The organism is Asanoa ishikariensis, assembly GCF_900107455.1.
GTDB lineage: Bacteria > Actinomycetota > Actinomycetes > Mycobacteriales > Micromonosporaceae > Asanoa > Asanoa ishikariensis.
On record NZ_FNQB01000001.1, the window covers coordinates 2,835,252 to 2,853,636 of the forward strand.

An 18,385-nucleotide genomic window follows, 5' to 3' on the forward strand; every position below is an offset into this window, starting at 1 on the left:
CGTGCCAACCCGACCGTCCCGCCGGGTACTCGCCGGAGCCGTCATCGCCTCGGTCGTCGCCGCCGGGCTGAGCGTCACCGCCAGCCCGGCCGGCGCCGCGGCACCCACCCCCGCCCAACAGTGGGCGGCGGTCCAGTCGCTGCTCGCGAACATCAAGGGCCGTTGGACCGACCAGTCCTATGTGAACTCCATCGTCAACGGCATGCCCAGCACCGCCCTGCTCGGCAACGGTGACATCGGCGTCACCTCGTCCGGCAGCACCGGCGTCAAGACGTTCCTGGTGTCGAAGGGCAACTTCTGGCGCGGCAACCCCGGCCCGGCGGTCGCGCCGGTCGGCGGGGTGACGCTGACCGCGGTCGGCGGGGGCGGCGGCTCGACCAACCTCGCCCTCGGCGCCACCGCCACCGCGACCAGCTCGCACCCGTCGTTCCCGCCGTCGCGGGCCGTCAGCGGCCAGTGGGGCTCCGGCTACGAGGGCTGGGTCTCCGCCGTCGGTAAGCCACAGACCCTGACCCTCGACCTCGGCAGCAGCAAGACGTTCACCCGCTACCTCGTCCGGCACGACAGCGCCGCCCGGCCGAACGAGACGGCCAACAACACGAAGAACTTCCAGGTGCTGACCTCGACCGACAACCAGAACTGGTCGGCCTGGGACACGGTCACCGACAACACGGCCGCGGTCACCGACCGCACGCCCGGGTCGCGTACCGCCCGCTGGGTCCGGCTCGTGGCCAGCGAGCCGACCCAGGGCACGACGGCCGACTCGCAGCAGAACCCGCGGGCCCGGATCGGGCAGTTCGAGCTGTACGGCGCGGGCGGCGGGCCGGGCGGCCCCGGCGGCACGTTCGTCGAGGAGCAGAACATCCTCAACGGCGAGGTCGACACCACCATGAGCCTCGGCGGGCAGCCGGTGGTGCTCAAGACCTGGGTCGCGGCCAACGACAACCTGCTGGTCACCCAGGTCCGCGGGACCGGCAGCACCGCGGTCCGCCTGGAGGCGCAGACCTGGTCGGGCGCGACCTCGCCGATGGGCGGTTTCACCCAGACCGCCGGCGTCTCCGGCAGCACCACCTGGGCCGCCCGCGCCACGCCGACCGGGTCGCGCTGGGTGTCCCGCGCGGCGCTGGCCAGCCGGCTGGTCGGTGCCACCCCGTCGACGCCGACCGCCGCGGGCAACACCGCCCGGTTCCAGTTCGACCTGGCTCCCGGGCAGACGCTGCGGCTGGTGACGGCGGTCGCGGGCGGCGGTGCCAACAACGCCGACCCGGCCCCGGGCGCGCGGTCGCTGGCCGAGGCGCAGACCGGCACCGCGCTCGACGGGCTCTACACCGGGCATCTCGACTGGTGGAAGCAGTACTGGCTGCGGTCCTACGTGGACCTCGACGACGACGTGCTGGAGCGGTTCTACTACGCGGCTCAATATTTCCTGGGGTCGGCCAGCCGCAACGGCAAGACCGCACCCGGGCTGTACGGGCTGTGGACCACCAAGGACGACCCGTACTTCTCCGGCGACTACCACCTCAACTACAACTTCGTCGCCAACTTCTACGGTGCGTACTCGTCGAACCGGGCCGACCTGGCCATGCCGATGATCGACGCCGTCATCTCGTACCTGCCCGAGGCCCGCCGTCGCTCCACCCAGGAGCTCCAGCAGGTCAAGTCCGACTACGTGACACCGAGGTTCGGCACGGGTGGCATCGCCGGCGGCGTGCTGTTCCCGGTCGGGATCAGCCCGTTCGGCGGCACCCCGGACGGCAACTACTGGCAGCAGGTGAGCAACTCGCTGTTCAACGTGGTCGAGTTCATCGCCTACTGGGACTACACCCGGGACCGCACGTACCTGCAGGCGAAGGCGTACCCCTTCATGAAGGAGGTCGCGACGTTCTTCAGCCGATGGATGGAGTACGACGCGGCGACCGGCCGCTACACCACCTGGGGCGGCCCGCACGAGGGCACCTGGGCGCGCAACCCGAGCCTCGACGTCGGCATACTGCGGTATCTCCTGACGTCGCTGCTCGCCGCCAGCACCGAGTTGGGCCTCGACGCGGGTTCCCGTCCGCTCTGGCAGCAGATGCTCAACGGTCTGCCGCCGATAGCCACGACGACCTACAACGGCAAGTCCGTGTACGCGTTGGGCGACCCGGGCACGGTCTCCGACGGCCGGGCCATCCGCCCGGGCGACAACACGGTCAACCTGGAGTTCATCCACCCGGGCGAGGGCCTCGGCCTGAGCTCGTCGGCGGCCGACCGGCAGAGAGCGATCGACACGCTGGACGCGATGAACTCCTGGGGCCAGGACAACAGCTTCCCGAAGGTGTTCACCCAGGCGGCCCGGGTCGGCTATCCCGCGCAGAGCCTGATCGACAAGCTGAAGGCCCAGATCACCGCCAAGTCGGACCCGAACCTGCGGATCCGGGACCAGTGGCACGGCCTGGAGAAGTCCGGCGCCACCGAGGCGGTCAACAACCTGCTGCTCCAGAGCGACGACGGCGTCGTCCGGGTCTTCCCGGTCTGGCCGGTGTCGAAGAACGCCAGCTTCGTCAACCTCCGCGAGAAGGACGCGTTCCTGGTCTCCAGCGCACTGTCCGGCGGCCGGGTGTCCTATGTCGACGTCACCAGCGAGGCGGGTCGGCAGCTCCGCCTGCGCAACCCGTGGCCGGGCAGCCCGGTCGTGGTCACCCGCGTCGGCGGCGGCACGGTCACCCCGACCGTCAGCGGCGACGTCATCTCGTTCGCCACGCAGGCGGGAGCGACCTACACGGTCACCTCGCCGTAGACCCCTGGGTAGGGGATCACCGCCGGTCCGGCTCCTCGCCGGGCCGGCGGTCCTGCGGTGCCTCCTCGACGGCCGCGGCCACGTTGCGGCGCAGTTCGAGGGGGATCAGCTCGAGGAGTTGGTCCGGGCGCAGCGGCAGGTCGAGCAGGCTGAGGCGCACGCGGCTGCGGTTCGCGTAGTCCCGGGGGGACAGGCGGACGACCTGCGCCGCGTCGGGCCGCAGCGCGACGGTCAGGGCGTCACCCTCGGCGAGCGGCACCGCGCCCGTGCCGTCGGGGTCGACCGTGAGCATGCCGGTGGCGTGGAACGAGACGCGGTCGTCGCCGCCTAGCACCACCGGGCGGCTGATGCCCGACATCGGCGCGACCGGGGTGACCACCATCGCGTGCGACGACGGTGAGAGCACCGGCCCTCCGGCGGAGTAGTTGTAGGCCGTCGAGCCGGTGGGTGTGGCGAGGATGACCGCGTCGGCGCGGTAGTAGCCGTAGTGCACCTCGTTGACCGTCAGGTCGACGTCGGTCGTGCGCCCCGGACCGGTCCGGCCGAGGACGATCTCGTTGAAGGCGCACCTGGTCGCCGCGCCGATGTGCACCTCGAGGCCGGCGTGCTGCTCGATCGTGTACTCGCCGGCGGCCAGGCGGCTCAGGGCGGCCGGCAGGCCCGACGGGGTGACCTCGACGAGGAACCCGAGGTTGCCGTGGTTGACGCCGAGGATCGGCACGGGCCGCTCGACCATCAGGCGCATGGCGCCGAGCATCGTGCCGTCGCCGCCGAGCGCGACGATGCCGTCGACCCCGTCGGGGAACTCCGCGTCGGGGATGAGGTCGACCCCGTCCGGGACCCGCGAGCGGTCGGACTCGCGTGCGGCGACCCGCACCGCGTCGTCGCGCGCGGAGCTGACGATCAGGCGCAGCGACTGGTCGATCGGTTTCGTGGGGTGAAGCACCAGGCCGACGGTGATCACCTGTCCACCTTATTGCCGGAAGTAGTCCCGCAGGTGGCTGATCAGCCCATCCCGGACCCGGAAGATCTGCACCAGCGACATCGACGTGTCCGACATCAGGGTCGTGTCGATCTCGGCGACGAAGACGTCCGGGTCGGCGGTGGCGTGCAGCGTGAACGACGTGCGGATCGGGTCCACCGGGTCGTCGTCCGCCGCCGGCATGCGCGCGTACGCCGTCGCCATGCCGGCCCGGATGGCCGCGCGCCCGGCCAGCCGCCGCGGGAACGGGTCGCCCGGACCGGCGAGCGGCGCCTCGTAGACGCCGTCCTCGGTGAACAGCGCGGCGAGCGCGTCAGGATCCCGGCTCAGCGCGCCCGCGTACACGTACCGCTGGAAGATCTCTTCTCGGGTGCTCACATCCGGAGATGGTCCCAGTCCAGGAGGCCCGCGCCAAGGTCACGGACGGTGGCCAGCAGGCCGAGGCGGGCGCGGCGCAGGTCAGGCTCCTCCGCCATCACGTACACTTCGTCGAAGAAGGTGTTGACCGGCTCGGTGACCCGGCCGGCGGCCGCGAGGAAGTCGGCCAGGTCCGGCCCCGGCACCTCGATGCCGCGGACCACCTCGTCGAGCCTGCGCTCGGCCGGCTCCACCAGGGCGGACGCGTCGTACTCGGCGGGAGTACCGGCCGGCACGATCCGGCGCGCCCGCTGGATCGCCTCGACCAGGGCCCGGAACCGCTCGTCCTTGACGAGCTCGTCGAGCTGGTGCAACAGGCGGTCGGCCAGGGCCGGGCGGTCCGCGTGCGGCAGGACGGCGCGTACCCGGTCGACCGGGTGGCCCTCCTCGACCAGCACCTGCTCCAGCCGGCGGGTCAGGAACTCGGCCGTGTCGGCCAGCACCTGGTCGGACACCTCGACCGGCTGCTGCGCGGCCGCCGAGGCCAGCGCATCGGTCAGGCTCGTCGGCACCAGGCCGGTGCGGTGCACGGCGAGCAGGCCCAGCACTGCCCGGCGGACGGCGAACGGGTCGCTGCTGCCGGTGGGCAGGCCGACGGTGGCCGCGAGGCCCGCGACCAGGTCCAGCCGGTCGGCCAGGGACAGCACGGCGCCGGGTACGTGCGCGGGCACGGCGTCACCGGTGTTGCGGGGAAGCTCGCTCTCGAAGATCGCCTGGGCGACCGCGGCGGGCTCACCGGCGTGGGTGGCGTAGTCACGCGCCATCACGCCGGCCAGGCTGGTCATCTCGGTGACGAGCTGCGCACCCAGGTCGAACTTCACCAGCTCCGCGGCGCGGCCGAGGGTGTCGCGGTCGTGGCCGCCCAAGCCGATGCCGGACGCGAGGGTACGGGCCAGTGTGCTGATCCGGGTCGCCCGGTCGGCCATCGAGCCGAGCTTGTCGGTGAACGTCAGCCGCTCCAGTCGGTCGCGCATGGCGTCCAGCGCGGTGTCCCGGTCGGCGCGGTAGAAGAAGGCGGCGTCCTCGTAGCGGGCCCGCAGCACCGCCTCGTTGCCGGCGCGCACGAGGTCCTCGTCGACGGCGCCGTTGGCCACCGCGACGAAGCAGGGCAGCAGGTCGCCGTCGGCGTCGCGGACCGGCAGGTAACGCTGGTGCTTGCGCATCACCGTGGCCAGCACCGCCTCCGGCAGCCGCAGGTAGCTCTCGTCGAACCGGCCGAGCAGCGCGTTCGGCTGCTCGACGAGGTAGCTGATCTGGTCGATCAGTGCCCGCTCGCCCTCCACGTCGACCTGCCCGCCGGCCGCGGCGGCCAGCCGCTGCGCGGAGGCGACGATCTCGGCCCGGCGCTCGTCGGGGTCGGCCACGATGCCGTGCGCGCGGAGCGTGTCGAGGTGCATCTCGGCGCTGTTCACGGTGACGACCGGTGCCTCGGCCGTGCGGTGCACCCGGGTCTGCCGGCCGGAGGCCAGCGACGACACCGCGAACGGCACGACCTCGTCGCCGCGCAGCGCGAGCAGCCAGCGGATCGGGCGGGTGAACGAGAGCGCCGGGTCGTTCCAGCGCATGTTCTTGGCCGAGCGCAGCGCGGTGACCACCTTGGCCAGCACGTCGGCCAGCACCTCGGCGGCCGGGCGCCCGGTCTCGTGCTTCACGACCGTCACGTGCGGCACGCCGTTGACGTCCTGCTGCTGCAGGTCAGCCACGTCGACGCCCTGGCCACGGGCGAAGCCGCGCACCGCCTGGGTGGGCTCGCCGGCGGCGTCGTACGCGGCGGAGACCCGCGGCCCGCGGACCGTGCGGACGTGGTCCTGCTCGCGGTCGGCGACCGCCTCGACGAGCGCGACGATCCGGCGCGGCGTGGCCAGCACCCGGACGTCGCCGTGCGCCAGGCGGGTGGCGGCCAGTCGCTCGGTCAGCTCGCGGCGCACCTGCTCACGGACCGCCCGGGCCTCGGCCGGCGGCATCTCCTCGGTGCCGATCTCGAAGACGAGCTGCCGCTCGCCGGGGCTCTCTTCCTGCGCTGCCGGCGGGACGGCCGCTTCGAGCGGGGTCACGACGCCGAGCGGGTGGTCGAGCTCCTCGCGGCGGGCCATCCAGAGCTTGGCGACCTCGCCGGCCATCCGGCGCATCCTGCCGAACTCGGCGGCGCGGTCGGAGGTGGAGACGGCGCCGCGGGCGTCGAGGACGTTGAACGCGTGCGAGCTCTTCAGTACATAGGCGTGCGCCGGCACCGGCAGCCCCGCGTCGAGCATCCGCTGCGCCTCGGCGGCGTACAGCTCCAGGAGCTCCCGGTTGGCCGCCACGTCGGCGTCGTCGAGGTAGTAGCGGGACATCTCGTACTCACCCTGGCCGAAGACCTCGCCGTAGCTGACGCCGGGCGCGTAGGTGATGTCCTTGAAGTGGCGGACACCCTGGAGCGCCATGATGATGCGCTCCATGCCGTACGTGATCTCCACCGACGGCGGGTCCAGGTTGACGCCGCCGGCCTGCTGGAAGTAGGTGAACTGGGTGATCTCCAGGCCGTCGAGCCAGACCTCCCAGCCCAGGCCCCACGCGCCGAGCGCCGGCGAGGCCCAGTTGTCCTCGACGAACCGCACGTCGTGCGCGGCCACGTCGATGCCCAGGGCGGCCAGGCTGCCCAGGTAGAGCTCCTGCGAGTTGCCCGGGTCGGGCTTGAGGATCACCTGGAGCTGGGTGTGCGTCTGCAGGCGGTTGGGGTTCTCGCCGTAGCGCGAGTCGTCCGGGCGCACCGACGGCTCGACGTAGACCACCCGCCACGGCTCCGGGCCGAGCACCCGCAGGAACGTCGCGGGGTTGAGCGTGCCGGCACCGACCTCGGTGTTCATCGGCTGGACCGTCAGGCAACCCTGGTCCACCCAGTAAGCGGTGAGCCGGGCCAGGGCATCCTGCATGGTGAGCATCGATGACTCCTTGATGGGGATTTGTCCCGAGTCTACGCAGCGACCGCGTTTGCCCCTTGCGGGGCGGGCGACCAGCGGGACGCCTGGGGCGAGTGGTGCCCCCGGTCGGATTCGAACCGACACTGTCGGAGGTTTGAGCTCCGTGCCTCTGCCATTGGGCTACGGGGACCGCGGACCTAAGGCACCGCGAGGATGAAGCGCACTCAGCCTACCTACTACGCTAAGGAGCGCGACACCGGACAGGCCGGTCGCGGATTGCACACCTGGGGAGAGGCTTCGTGGGCGAGTCGTCGGAGACTGCCGAACGTCGGCGCGTGCTCATCGCCGAGGACGAGGCCCTGATCCGGCTCGACCTGTCGGAGATGCTCACCGAAGAGGGTTACGACGTCGTCGGCGAGGCCGCCGATGGCGAGACCGCGGTGCGGCTGGCCGAAGAGCTCAAGCCCGATCTGGTCATTCTCGACATCAAGATGCCGATCATGGACGGCCTCGCCGCCGCCGAGCGGATCGCCGCCGGCCGGATCGCGCCGGTCGTCATCCTGACGGCGTTCAGCCAGCGCGACCTGGTCGAGCGGGCGCGCGCCGCGGGCGCGATGGCCTACCTGGTCAAGCCGTTCCAGAAGAGCGACCTGGTGCCGGCGATAGAGATCGCGCTGTCCCGCTATTCGGAGATGGCCTCGCTCGAGTCGGAGGTCGCGGGCCTCGCGGACCGGCTGGAGACGCGAAAGAGCGTCGAGCGGGCCAAGGGCGCGCTGATGACGACGTACGGGATGACCGAGCCGCAGGCGTTCAAGTGGATCCAGCGCACCGCGATGGACCACCGGATGACCATGCGCGAGGTCGCCGACCGGATCGTCGCCGAGGGTGCCGGAGGCGCGGCGGCCCCCGAGCCTCCGACCGACGCGGGCTAGCCCGCGGCATGCGCACACCGGCCAGGTTCGCGCTCGCGTTGCTTCTTCTTGTCCTGGCCGCGTGCGACCAGGCACAGCCGGCCCCTACGCCTGTGGTCAATCCACAGTGGAAGTCCGTCGAGCTGCCCCTGCCGCCCGGCCCCGCCGGCCGGGTGCTGGCCCGCGACGTGACCCGGTGCGGTGACCGGTGGTACGTCGGCGGCGGCGTCGGCACTCCGGCGGGTGACACCCGGCCCGCGCTCTGGTCGACCACCGACCCGGCCGGCGCGACCGGGTGGGCGCCGGTGCCCCTGGACACCGCCAGCGACTACTACGCGATCCGCAGCGTGCTCTACGCGCTCGGCTGCCAGGACGGTCGGGTCGCCGCGATCGGCGCGAAGAGCGGTGGCGCGCACGGCAACCCGCGGGTGCGCACCTTCTACTCCCGCGCCGACGGCACGCTCGTCGCGGTGCCGTCCCGGGACTTCGAGCTCTACGGCGGCGGCAGGCAGGTCAGCGTCAACCGGATCGCGGCCGGGCCGGGCGGGTGGCTGATCGCGGGCAACCGGGCCGGCGGCGCGACGGTGTGGACCTCGCCGGACGCCACCGCCTTCACCATTCACGAAGACCTGCCGACGCTGGCCAACTCGCCGGACCTGAGCACGTTCGCGTCCGACCTCGCCCGGCTGCCGGCCGGTTGGTTGGTGGTGGGCGGCGGGCGGCTCGCCGGGCGAATTGACCGTGATCCCTATGTTTGGACCTCGGCCGATGCGAATGTCTGGAACCGCGTCCCACTACCTGGAACACCGGACGACGAGACGGCGCAACGGGTGGCGCGTACCGCCGACGGCCTTGTTGCTTTGGGCGTCGCCGGCACGGCGTTCGCGGCCTGGCACGGCGACGCGGCCGGCGCGACCGGTGCCTGGTCCGGTGCGACGCGGTTCGGTGCGACAGGAACGGGCGCCGTGGCGGCCGTCGACGGCGTCGCCGTGCTGGAAACGGCTTCCCGCCTGGTGGTTTCGACCGTCGGCGCCGACGGCCATCGGTTGTGGACAGCGGATCTCGCCGGTAAGGGATGGCAGAGCATGACCACCCCTGTCCAGGTCGGACCCGGCGGAAACACAGCCGTAACAGTCGGGGGAGCGGGCGACACCATGCTGTTGCTGACCGACGACGGCACAGCCGGTGGCCTGTGGGCCAGCCAATTTCCGCGAGCGTGACCTCGGCGGACGACCGTCGACTGTGACACCCACAGGGCCAATTCCGACACCCTAAGTAACGGTTGCGTCAACGCGCCTAGCGAGGCCTTACGTTGGTCGCTGTAGTGGGATAACGTCCCGCCCCAGACCGGGTGAACGGTCCGGTTCGTCGTTGCAACCTCCCGGCCCGCGACGGCGGGCTGATGGACGGAGAGAGGGCTTCAGCCTTGAGGCAGATTTTTGTACGCGCTATCGGCGGGGTCGCGCTTGCGGCACTCGTCATGGGCGGCGCGGCCGCATGTAAGCAGGACGAGGGCGGTTCCGGCAGCGACACGGCCGGCGCCAAGGTGTGCGACCTAAAGATCGGCTTCTTCGGCGCGCTCTCGGGCGCTGACGCCGGTCTCGTGACGCCGGGCCAGCAGGCCGCCAAGATGGCAATCAACCAGTACAACGCCGAGCACGCCGACTGCAAGGTGTCGCTCCAGGAGTACGACTCGCAGGGCAAGCCCGAGCTCGCCGGTGGTCTTGCCACCAGCGCCGTCAACGACGCCAAGGTCGTCGGGATGGTCGGCCCGGCGTTCTCCGGTGAGTCCGAGACCGCGAACCCGACCTTCCAGCAGGCCGGCCTTCCCGTGATCAGCCAGTCGGCCACCCGGCCGAGCCTGTCCGAGCAGGGTTGGAAGATCTTCCACCGCGGCGTCGGCAACGACTTCTCGCAGGGTCCGGCGGCGGCTGCCTACATCAAGGGCCTCAACCCGGCCAAGGTCTTCGTCGTCGACGACCAGTCGGCCTACGGCGCGGGTCTCGCGGACGAGGTCAAGAAGGCCCTCGGCCCGCTGGTCACCGCCTCCGACAAGGCGACGGACAACCAGCAGGACTTCAGCGCGATCGTCACCAAGGTGACCGGGAGCGGCGCCACCGCGCTGTTCTACGGTGGTTACACCGAGGAGGCGAGCCCGTTCCTCAAGCAGCTTCGGGCCGGTGGCTACAAGGGCACCTTCGTCGGCGGCGACGGCATCTACGACGCCAACATGCTGTCCGTGACCGGCAACGCCGACGTCGAGGGTGCGGTCGCGACCTGCCCGTGCGCCCCGGCCACCGAGGCCAAGGGCACCTTCGTCGCGGACTTCCAGAAGGAGTACAACGCCGCTCCGGGTGTGTACGCCGACGTTGCCTACGACCTCACCAAGATCTTCCTCGAGGCCATCGGCGAGGGTAAGTCCACCCGCGCCGACATCCAGGCCTTCCTGACCAGCTACAGCAAGGCCGGCGCGGCCACTGGTGTCACCTACAAGTGGACCGACAAGGGCGAGCTCGACCCCGCCCAGGTCCGCGTGTGGGCCTACGTGGCCAAGAACGGCCAGTGGGCGCCTGACAAGGAGATCCCGAAGGCCTGATCGTGGTAAAGCCGGCCCGATACCTCTCGGGCCGGCTTCTCCATCAGGCACGACGGTCGCGTAAAACCCCATGCCGGTGCGGCCGGGCCTCAACAAGCCCGGCCGCTCCTGCCTTGACTGAGGGATCTCCCGGGAGAACCTGTTGCAATTCAACGATCTGATAAATGGTTTCCCGGTGCTGACGGTCACCGGGCTGACCCAGGGCGCGATCTACGCACTGATCGCCCTCGGATACACGCTCGTCTACGGCGTCCTGCGCCTGATCAACTTCGCGCACTCGGACGTCTTCATGATCGGCACCTTCGGTGCCATCTGGACCTGGTCGGCGTTCGGCTTCGACGCCAACTCTCCCCGGCCTTCCGTCGGTGAGGCCCTCGGTTTGATCGCCTTGGCGATCGTGGTGGCCGCGCTCCTGTGTGGATTCTTCGCGATGCTCGTCGAAGTGACCGCGTACAGACCACTGCGGGCGCGCAACGCTCCACCCCTGGCCTTCCTGATCACCGCCATCGGCGCGTCGTTCGTGCTCTCCGAGGGCATGGGCGCGTTCACCAACCGCCGCCAGTTCGGCGTGCCGGCGATGCTGCCGACCGAGCCGGTCGTCAGCCTCGGTGGGTGGTCGCTCACCCCGCTGCAGATCTCGACGCTCGCGGTGGCTGTCATCGCGATGGTCGCGCTCGACTGGTTCGTCCAGCGCACCCGGTTCGGCCGGGGCATCCGGGCGGTGGCGCAGGACTCCAACACCGCCGCGCTGATGGGTGTCAACAAGAACCGCGTGATCCTGCTGGTCTTCCTCATCGGCGGCCTGATGGCCGGTGTAGCCGCGGTGATGTCCGACATGAAGGCGGCCAGCACCCGGTTCAACGTCGGCTTCCTGATCGGCCTCAAGGCATTCGCGGCCGCCGTGCTCGGTGGCATCGGCAACCTGCGTGGCGCCGCTCTCGGCGGCATCCTCCTCGGCCTGGTGGAGAACTACGGCTCGGCGGTGTTCGGCACGAACTTCCGTGACTTCATCGGATTCCTCGTGCTGATCCTGCTTCTGATGTTCCGCCCGACCGGACTGTTGGGCGAGTCGCTCGGGAGGGCACGCGCATGACCGACGTCCGTACCCGGTGGCGCGACTTCCGCCACGGCGTGAGCCAGCGTTGGGACCGACTGCCGAAGGCCAGCCGGATCGGCATAATCCTGGTCTTCGTGGTGTTCCTCTACGCCCTGCCCAACAAGGGCTTCTACGAATACCTGGGCCTGCCGGTCGGTGAGTACATCCCGCTCTACACCACGCGCAACGACATGGCGACGGTGCTGTTCCAGTGCGGCTACTACATCCTGCTCGCGCTCGGCCTCAACATCGTGGTCGGCTACGCCGGCCTGCTCGACCTCGGCTTCTTCGGCTTCTTCGCCGTGGGTGCCTACACGGTCGCGACGCTCACGTCGCCGCAGAGCAAGATCTTCACGGAGTACAACTGGCTGGAGAGCCCGTGGCCGTGGTTGGCCGCGCTCCCGTTGGCGATCGCCCTGTCGTTCGCGGCGGGGGTGATCCTGGGTTTCCCAGTTCTTAGATTGCGCGGTGACTACTTAGCGATCGTGACGCTCGGCTTCGCCGAGATGATCCGCATCGTCGCGCAGCAGAACGACTGGATCTTCAACGGTGACCGGGGCATCCCGAACATCGGCCGCCCGCCCGGCACCAACTCCGACGGGTCGGCGATCTTCCAGTTCGACGCCAAGCCGTACTACTGGCTGATCCTCACCGTGATCATCGGAATGGTCTTCCTGATCCGGAACCTCGTGCGCAGCCGGGTCGGTCGGGCCTGGATCGCGATCCGCGAGGACGAGGACGCGGCCGAGCTCATGGGCGTGCCCACGTACAAGTTCAAGATCTGGGCGTTCGCGATGGGCGCCGGCATCGGCGGCTTCTCGGGTGCGCTGTGGGCCGGTCAGATCGGCTTCGTCAACGCGTCGACGTTCAAGCTGGAGCAGTCGATCCTGGTGCTCGCCGCGGTGCTGCTCGGCGGCGCCGGCAACATCTTCGGCGCGATCCTGGGTGGCTTCCTGGTCATCTACGTGCCCGAGTGGCTGCGGTCGGTCGGCGACGTGTTCGGCCTGCCGGAGCAGGTCCGGATCGCCGGCGAGCCGTACGACATCAGCGCGACGAACCTGCGTTATCTGTTCTTCGGCATCATCCTGATCGTGGTCATGATCTTCCGACCACAGGGATTGTGGGCCAACCGGCGGCGTGCCGCCGAGCTCAAGGATCGCGAGAAGGAGGCGATGGTCGGTGCCTGAGACGCCTCCCGAGCCGCAGGACGCTCCCGAGCGCGACGCCACCAGCGAGCGCGACGCGGCGCCTGACGCCCGTACCACGGTGGGTGTGCCCCCTTCGGCGCCCACCGGGTCGGTGACGTCGTCGCCTTCGCCTTCTGTGGACGGCCGCAAGGCTTTGCTCGAGGTCGACAACGTGACGCTCCGCTTCGGTGGCGTCGTCGCCCTCGACAAGGTCAACTTCAATCTGTACGAGGGCGAGATCCTCGGTCTGATCGGCCCCAACGGTGCCGGCAAGACCACCTGCTTCAACGCCATGACCGGCGTCTACACCCCGACCTCGGGCGAGATCCGGTTCCAGGGCCAGAAGCTGAGCGGCCGCGCCCGCTACAAGATCACCAAGATGGGCATCGCCCGGACGTTCCAGAACATCCGGCTGTTCCCTGAGATGACCGCCCTGGAGAACGTCATGGTCGGTGCCGACGCGCACCACAAGACCAGCGTGCCCAGCGCACTGCTGCGCCTGCCCCGCTACTGGCAGGAAGAGCGCAGCGGCCGGGAGCGGTCCCGCGAGCTGCTCGACTTCGTCGGCATCAGCCGGCACGAGGAAGCGGCCCGCAACCTCTCCTACGGCGAACAGCGCCGGCTCGAGATCGCCCGCGCGCTGGCGACCAAGCCGACGATGCTCTGCCTCGACGAGCCGGCGGCCGGTTTCAACCCGGCCGAGAAGGACTCGCTGCTCCAGCTCATCCGCGACATCCGCGACACCGGCGTGACCGTGCTGCTCATCGAGCACGACATGCGCCTGGTCATGGGCGTCACCGACCGGATCGTGGTGCTCGAGTTCGGCAAGAAGATCGCCGAGGGTTCGCCGGCCGAGGTCCGCGAGGATCCGAAGGTGATCGCGGCTTACCTGGGGGTGCCCGCAGATGCTGCTTGAGATCGACAACATCACGCTGCTGTACGGGCGGATCCAGGCGCTCCACGGCATCTCCGTCAACGTCGCGCAGGGCGAGATCGTGGCCCTGATCGGCGCGAACGGCGCCGGCAAGACCACCACGATGCGCGCGGTCTCGGGGCTGCGCGCGGTCTCCAGCGGCCGAGTCCGCTTCGACGGCGTCGACATCACCCGGATGCGCGCTGACCTGCGGGTCATCCAGGGGATCTGTCAGTCACCGGAAGGCCGGGGTGTCTTCCCCGGTATGTCGGTGAAGGACAACCTGGAGATGGGCGCCTACACCCGCCGCGACACCGCGAACATCGCCAAGGACATGGAACACGTCCTGGAGCTGTTCCCGCGGTTGCGCGAGCGGTTCAAGCAGGCCGGCGGCACCCTCTCCGGAGGCGAGCAGCAGATGCTGGCGGTAGGGCGCGCCCTGATGAGCCGCCCGAAGCTGCTGCTGCTGGACGAGCCGTCGATGGGTCTGGCACCGATGCTGATCCAGCAGATCTTCGAGATCATCACGGAGATCAACGAGCGCGACGGCACGACCATCCTCCTGGTCGAGCAGAACGCCCAGCAGGCGCTGTCCCGCGCCCACCGGGCGTACGTGCTGGAGACGGGCAAGATCGTGAAGGAAGGCTCCGGCCGGGACCTCCTGGACGACCCCGCGGTCAAGGACGCCTACCTCGGCGTCGCCTGAGCAGTTCAAGGTCGAGGCCCGGTCCCGCTACGGCGGGGCCGGGCCTCACCCGTTGGCTGGCGTTTCCCCTGAGTCGGGCACCCTCCTGGGGCCGCTCTTGCCGCTACGAATGCCAGGTCCGCGGTGCACGCGGGCGGCGACCTCGCACGCGCTCCGCTGTCCCGGAGTGATCATGGCCGCCGTCGATCGACGGATCCTCGGGCCACCAAGCAGATGATCTTGGCGAGGTTCTGGAGTAGCGTCTGAGTGGATCTTCACCAGGCGCGACGCGGGAGGTAAAGGTATGGCGGAGGGCCCACCGAACGGTTTGCCGCGATATCGCGTGCTAACCGGACCCGACGACGAGAGATTCTGCCGCCGCGTCAGCGAGGTGCTCGACCTAGGCTTCCGGCTCCACGGCAGCCCGACCGTAACGTTCAACGGCGAAAACGTCATCGTTGCTCAAGCCCTGGTCTGGCTGGACGCCTAGCCAAGCGTGGCGGCGCTCCGGTCCGGTCCGGCAGGGCCGCAGGAATCGCGCCGAAGAAACCTCCACGCGTTGGGCGGCTGAGTTTTGCGCCTGGGCGCACGCTCGGCAGGCGGACGCCAACCAGTGACTGAACCTTGCAGCAACTCGGCAGCGCGCACCTGGCGGGGCAACCTCCACTCCGGCGCGCAATCTCCCGCGACCGCCGGCCGCGGCGAGCGCGCCCAGACGCTGCCTGGCCCAACCCACGACGCGGGCCTAACCCGCGGCGCGGGCCTAACCCACGACGCGGGCCTAACCCGCGGCGCGGGCCTAACCCACGACGCGGGCCTAACCCACGACGCGGGCCCAACCCACGACGCGGGCTAAGCCACGACGTGGGACCTGATTGCCGACGTGGGTCTGGGCGGGAAGCCTTTCAGGCGGGCGCGGACAGATCGGTGTGGTCGCCGGCGGCGGCGGTTCAGCCGCCGATGTAGGCCGCCAGGTGTTCGCCGGTCAGGGTTGAGCGGTCGGCTACCAGGTCGGCGGGCGTGCCCTCGAAGACGACCAGGCCGCCGTCGTGGCCGGCTCCTGGGCCTAGGTCGATGAGCCAGTCCGCGTGAGCCATCACGGCCTGGTGGTGTTCGATGACGATGACCGACTTGCCGGCGTCTACCAGGCGGTCCAGTAGGCCGAGGAGTTGCTCCACGTCGGCCAGGTGTAGGCCCGTGGTTGGCTCGTCGAGGATGTAGACCCCGCCCTTTTCGCCCATGTGGGTGGCTAGTTTCAGGCGTTGGCGTTCTCCGCCCGAGAGGGTGGTCAGGGGTTGGCCCAGGCGTAGGTAGCCGAGGCCTACGTCGGCCAGGCGGTCCAGGATCTTGTGGGCCGCGGGGGTGTTCGCCTCGCCTGCCGAGAAGAACTCTTCCGCCTCTGTCACCGACATCGCCAGGACCTCGCTGATGTCGCGGCCGCCCAGGTGGTATTCGAGGACCGAGGCCTGGAAGCGTTTGCCTTCGCATTCCTCGCAGGTCGACTCGACCGTGGCCATGACGCCTAGGTCTGTGTAGATCACGCCGGCGCCGTTGCAGGTGGGGCAGGCGCCTTCCGAGTTGGCGCTGAACAGGGCCGGTTTGACGCCGTTGGCCTTCGCGAAGGCCTTGCGGATCGGCTCCAGCAGGCCCGTGTAGGTGGCCGGGTTGCTGCGGCGTGAGCCGCGGATGCCGGTCTGGTCGATCGTGACCACGCCATCGCCGCCGGAGACCGAGCCGTGGATCAGGGAGCTCTTGCCCGAGCCCGCCACGCCCGTCACCACGACCAGGACGCCCAGCGGGATGTCGACCGAGACGTCGCGGAGGTTGTGGGTGTTCGCGCCGCGTACGGGCAGCGTTCCGGAGGGCTTGCGCACCGTTGGCTTCACCGAAGCTCGGTCGTCGAGGTGGCGGCCGGTCAGTGTGTCCGACTTGCGCAGGCCTTCGAGCGAGCCTTCGAAGACGACCTCGCCGCCGAAGCTGCCGGCGCCCGGGCCCAGGTCGACCACGTGGTCGGCGATCGCGATCGTCTCGGGCTTGTGCTCGACGACCAGCACCGTGTTGCCCTTGTCGCGCAGGCGCAGGAGCAGGTCGTTCATCCGCGCGATGTCGTGGGGGTGCAGGCCGATGGTGGGCTCGTCGAAGACGTAGGTGACGTCGGTCAGCGCGGAGCCCAGGTGGCGGATCATCTTGGTGCGTTGGGCCTCGCCGCCGGACAGGGTGCCGGCCGGGCGGTCCAGCGAGAGGTAGCCCAGGCCGATCTCGGCGAACGAGTCGAGGAGGTGCTGGAGGCCGGTGAGTAGCGGCGCCACCGATGGCTCGTCCAGGTCGCGGATCCAGTCGGCCAGGTCGCTGATCTGCATCGCGCAGACGTCGGCGATGTTCTTTCCCTTGATCTTCGACGATCGGGCCTCGGGGGCCAGCCGGGTGCCGTCGCAGTCGGGGCAGGTCTGGAACGTGACCGCCCGCTCCACGAACGCGCGTAGGTGCGGCTGGAGGGCGTCGACGTCCTTCGACAGGATCGACTTCTGGACCTTCGGGATCAGCCCCTCGTACGTCAGGTTGATGCCCTCGACCTTGATCTTGGTCGGCTCCTTGTGCAGGAGGTCGTGCAGCTCGCGCTTGTTGTATTTGGCGATCGGCTTGTCAGGGTCGAAGAAGCCCGAGCCCCGGAAGATCCGGCCGTACCAGCCCTCCATGCTGTAGCCCGGCACCGTGAGCGCGCCCTCGTTGAGCGACAGGCTGGCGTCGTAGAGCGCGGTCAGGTCGAAGTCGGTGACCGAGCCCATGCCCTCGCAGCGCGGGCACATGCCGCCGAGCCGGTTGAAGGTCGCCTTCTCCGCCTTGGTCTTGCCGCCGCGCTCGACGGTGATCGCGCCGCTGGCCCGCACCGACGGGACATTGAAGGAGTATGCGTTGGGCGAGCCGATGTGTGGCGTGCCGAGCCGGCTGAACAGGATGCGCAGCATCGCGTTGGCGTCGGTGGCGGTGCCGACCGTGGAGCGGGGGTTGGCACCCATCCGCTCCTGGTCGACGATGATCGCGGTGGTCAGGCCGTCGAGCAGGTCGACCTCGGGCCGCGACAGGTTGGGCATGAAGCCCTGGACGAACGCGCTGTAGGTCTCGTTGATCATCCGCTGCGACTCGGCGGCGATCGTGCTGAACACGAGCGAGCTCTTGCCCGAGCCGGAGACCCCGGTGAACACCGTGAGCCGGCGCTTCGGGATCTCGATGGTCACGTCCTTGAGGTTGTTCTCGCGCGCACCCTGCACGCGGATCAGGTCGTGGCTGTCGGCGACGTGCGACCGGGTCTGCGACCTCGAGGCCGTGCTCATCGTGTCTCCATCCTCATCAGGCGGTGTCGTGGGCTCGGGCAGGTCAGTCAAGGTACCCGTGGGGTACGACACCCCACGGGGCACCAAGTCGTCAGCTGTCCTGCAACAGACCGAGCACGTTGCCGTCCGGGTCGGTGAAGGTGGCCACCAGGCGACCGCCGCCGACGTCGCGTGCGGCCTCGTTCACGGTCGCGCCCGCGGCGGTCACCTCGGCCAGCTTCGCCTCGATGTCGGCCACGTGCCAGTAGGCGACGGGACCGGCCGTGGTGCGGCCCGGCACCAGGCCGATGTGCTGGCCCTCGACGTCGTAGCCGACGTAGTACGGCGCGTCCGCCTGCGGCTCGATGCCGAGCAGGGCGGTGTAGACCTCTTTGGCCTTGGCCAGGTCGGAGACGGGGTGCAGCACGGTCTTGATCCCCTGTGTGGAACTCATTCGTCACTCCTGAAGTCGTCGTTCGGTTCGACCTCGACGCTAACCGTGACACCCTGGCCAGGGCTTCTCGAATCCTGACCGGTACGCCGGCGGGCCGCGAACGGGTGAGGTCCAGCCTTCGGTCGTGTGTCGCGGACCTGGCAGCGAAGCGAAGCGA

14 protein-coding genes and 1 tRNA gene are annotated in these 18,385 nt (G+C 69.9%); 9 read left to right on the top strand and 6 right to left on the bottom strand.

Features of this window, described 5'->3' with window-relative positions:
* The first annotated feature begins 1 nt into the window (after window position 1).
* Window positions 2-2,776, top strand: coding sequence for a discoidin domain-containing protein (locus BLV39_RS13300; protein WP_090790670.1), 2,775 nt, complete (start codon window positions 2-4; stop codon window positions 2,774-2,776).
* Window positions 2,777-2,792: 16 nt separating this feature from the next.
* Here BLV39_RS13300 and BLV39_RS13305 read toward each other — a convergent pair whose 3' ends face one another.
* From BLV39_RS13305 to BLV39_RS13320, 4 genes are all read right to left on the bottom strand, one after another.
* Window positions 2,793-3,740 carry an NAD(+)/NADH kinase gene (locus BLV39_RS13305; protein WP_090790671.1) on the bottom strand — a complete coding sequence of 316 codons (948 nt, stop codon included), beginning with the start codon at window positions 3,738-3,740 and terminating at the stop codon, window positions 2,793-2,795.
* A 9-nt stretch (window positions 3,741-3,749) separates the two neighbouring features.
* The gene (locus BLV39_RS13310) at window positions 3,750-4,136 is read right to left on the bottom strand and encodes a nuclear transport factor 2 family protein (protein WP_090790674.1); all 387 of its coding nucleotides are present in this window, start codon (window positions 4,134-4,136) and stop codon (window positions 3,750-3,752) included.
* Complete coding sequence (locus tag BLV39_RS13315; RefSeq protein WP_090790675.1) at window positions 4,133-7,096, bottom strand: glycine--tRNA ligase; 2,964 nt, start codon at window positions 7,094-7,096, stop codon at window positions 4,133-4,135. The genes BLV39_RS13310 and BLV39_RS13315 overlap by 4 nt, the downstream gene beginning before the upstream one ends.
* Window positions 7,097-7,189: 93 nt before the next feature.
* Window positions 7,190-7,265 (bottom strand) — tRNA-Leu (locus BLV39_RS13320).
* Window positions 7,266-7,374: 109 nt separating this feature from the next.
* Here BLV39_RS13320 and BLV39_RS13325 point away from each other — a divergent pair.
* The 8 genes from BLV39_RS13325 (at window position 7,375) to BLV39_RS13360 (ending at window position 14,953) form a co-directional block, all read left to right on the top strand.
* Window positions 7,375-8,007 carry an ANTAR domain-containing response regulator gene (locus BLV39_RS13325; protein ID WP_090790678.1) on the top strand — a complete coding sequence of 211 codons (633 nt, stop codon included), beginning with the start codon at window positions 7,375-7,377 and terminating at the stop codon, window positions 8,005-8,007.
* A 92-nt stretch (window positions 8,008-8,099) separates the two neighbouring features.
* Window positions 8,100-9,206, top strand: a complete 1,107-nt coding sequence (locus tag BLV39_RS13330) for a hypothetical protein (protein ID WP_143049744.1) — start codon at window positions 8,100-8,102, stop codon at window positions 9,204-9,206.
* 206 nt (window positions 9,207-9,412) lie between these two features.
* Window positions 9,413-10,582, top strand: a complete 1,170-nt coding sequence (locus tag BLV39_RS13335) for a branched-chain amino acid ABC transporter substrate-binding protein (protein ID WP_090790681.1) — start codon at window positions 9,413-9,415, stop codon at window positions 10,580-10,582.
* A 142-nt stretch (window positions 10,583-10,724) separates the two neighbouring features.
* The gene (locus BLV39_RS13340; protein ID WP_090790683.1) at window positions 10,725-11,675 is read left to right on the top strand and encodes a branched-chain amino acid ABC transporter permease; all 951 of its coding nucleotides are present in this window, start codon (window positions 10,725-10,727) and stop codon (window positions 11,673-11,675) included.
* Window positions 11,672-12,865 (top strand): branched-chain amino acid ABC transporter permease, encoded by a 1,194-nt coding sequence (locus tag BLV39_RS13345; RefSeq protein ID WP_090790685.1) that lies wholly within the window; start codon window positions 11,672-11,674, stop codon window positions 12,863-12,865. The genes BLV39_RS13340 and BLV39_RS13345 overlap by 4 nt, the downstream gene beginning before the upstream one ends.
* 112 nt (window positions 12,866-12,977) lie before the next feature.
* Complete coding sequence (locus BLV39_RS13350; protein WP_090791483.1) at window positions 12,978-13,781, top strand: ABC transporter ATP-binding protein; 804 nt, start codon at window positions 12,978-12,980, stop codon at window positions 13,779-13,781.
* On the top strand, window positions 13,771-14,484 hold the full coding sequence (locus BLV39_RS13355; protein WP_090790687.1) for an ABC transporter ATP-binding protein: 714 nt from the start codon (window positions 13,771-13,773) through the stop codon (window positions 14,482-14,484). The genes BLV39_RS13350 and BLV39_RS13355 overlap by 11 nt, the downstream gene beginning before the upstream one ends.
* 283 nt (window positions 14,485-14,767) lie before the next feature.
* Window positions 14,768-14,953, top strand: a complete 186-nt coding sequence (locus tag BLV39_RS13360) for a DUF1737 domain-containing protein (RefSeq protein ID WP_090790688.1) — start codon at window positions 14,768-14,770, stop codon at window positions 14,951-14,953.
* Window positions 14,954-15,413: 460 nt separating this feature from the next.
* Here BLV39_RS13360 and BLV39_RS13370 read toward each other — a convergent pair whose 3' ends face one another.
* Together BLV39_RS13370 and BLV39_RS13375 are read right to left on the bottom strand one after the other, a co-directional pair.
* Complete coding sequence (locus tag BLV39_RS13370; RefSeq protein WP_090790692.1) at window positions 15,414-17,795, bottom strand: ATP-binding cassette domain-containing protein; 2,382 nt, start codon at window positions 17,793-17,795, stop codon at window positions 15,414-15,416.
* Between the two features lie 91 nt (window positions 17,796-17,886).
* Window positions 17,887-18,228 carry a VOC family protein gene (locus BLV39_RS13375; protein ID WP_090790693.1) on the bottom strand — a complete coding sequence of 114 codons (342 nt, stop codon included), beginning with the start codon at window positions 18,226-18,228 and terminating at the stop codon, window positions 17,887-17,889.
* Between the last annotated feature and the right edge of the window lie 157 nt (window positions 18,229-18,385).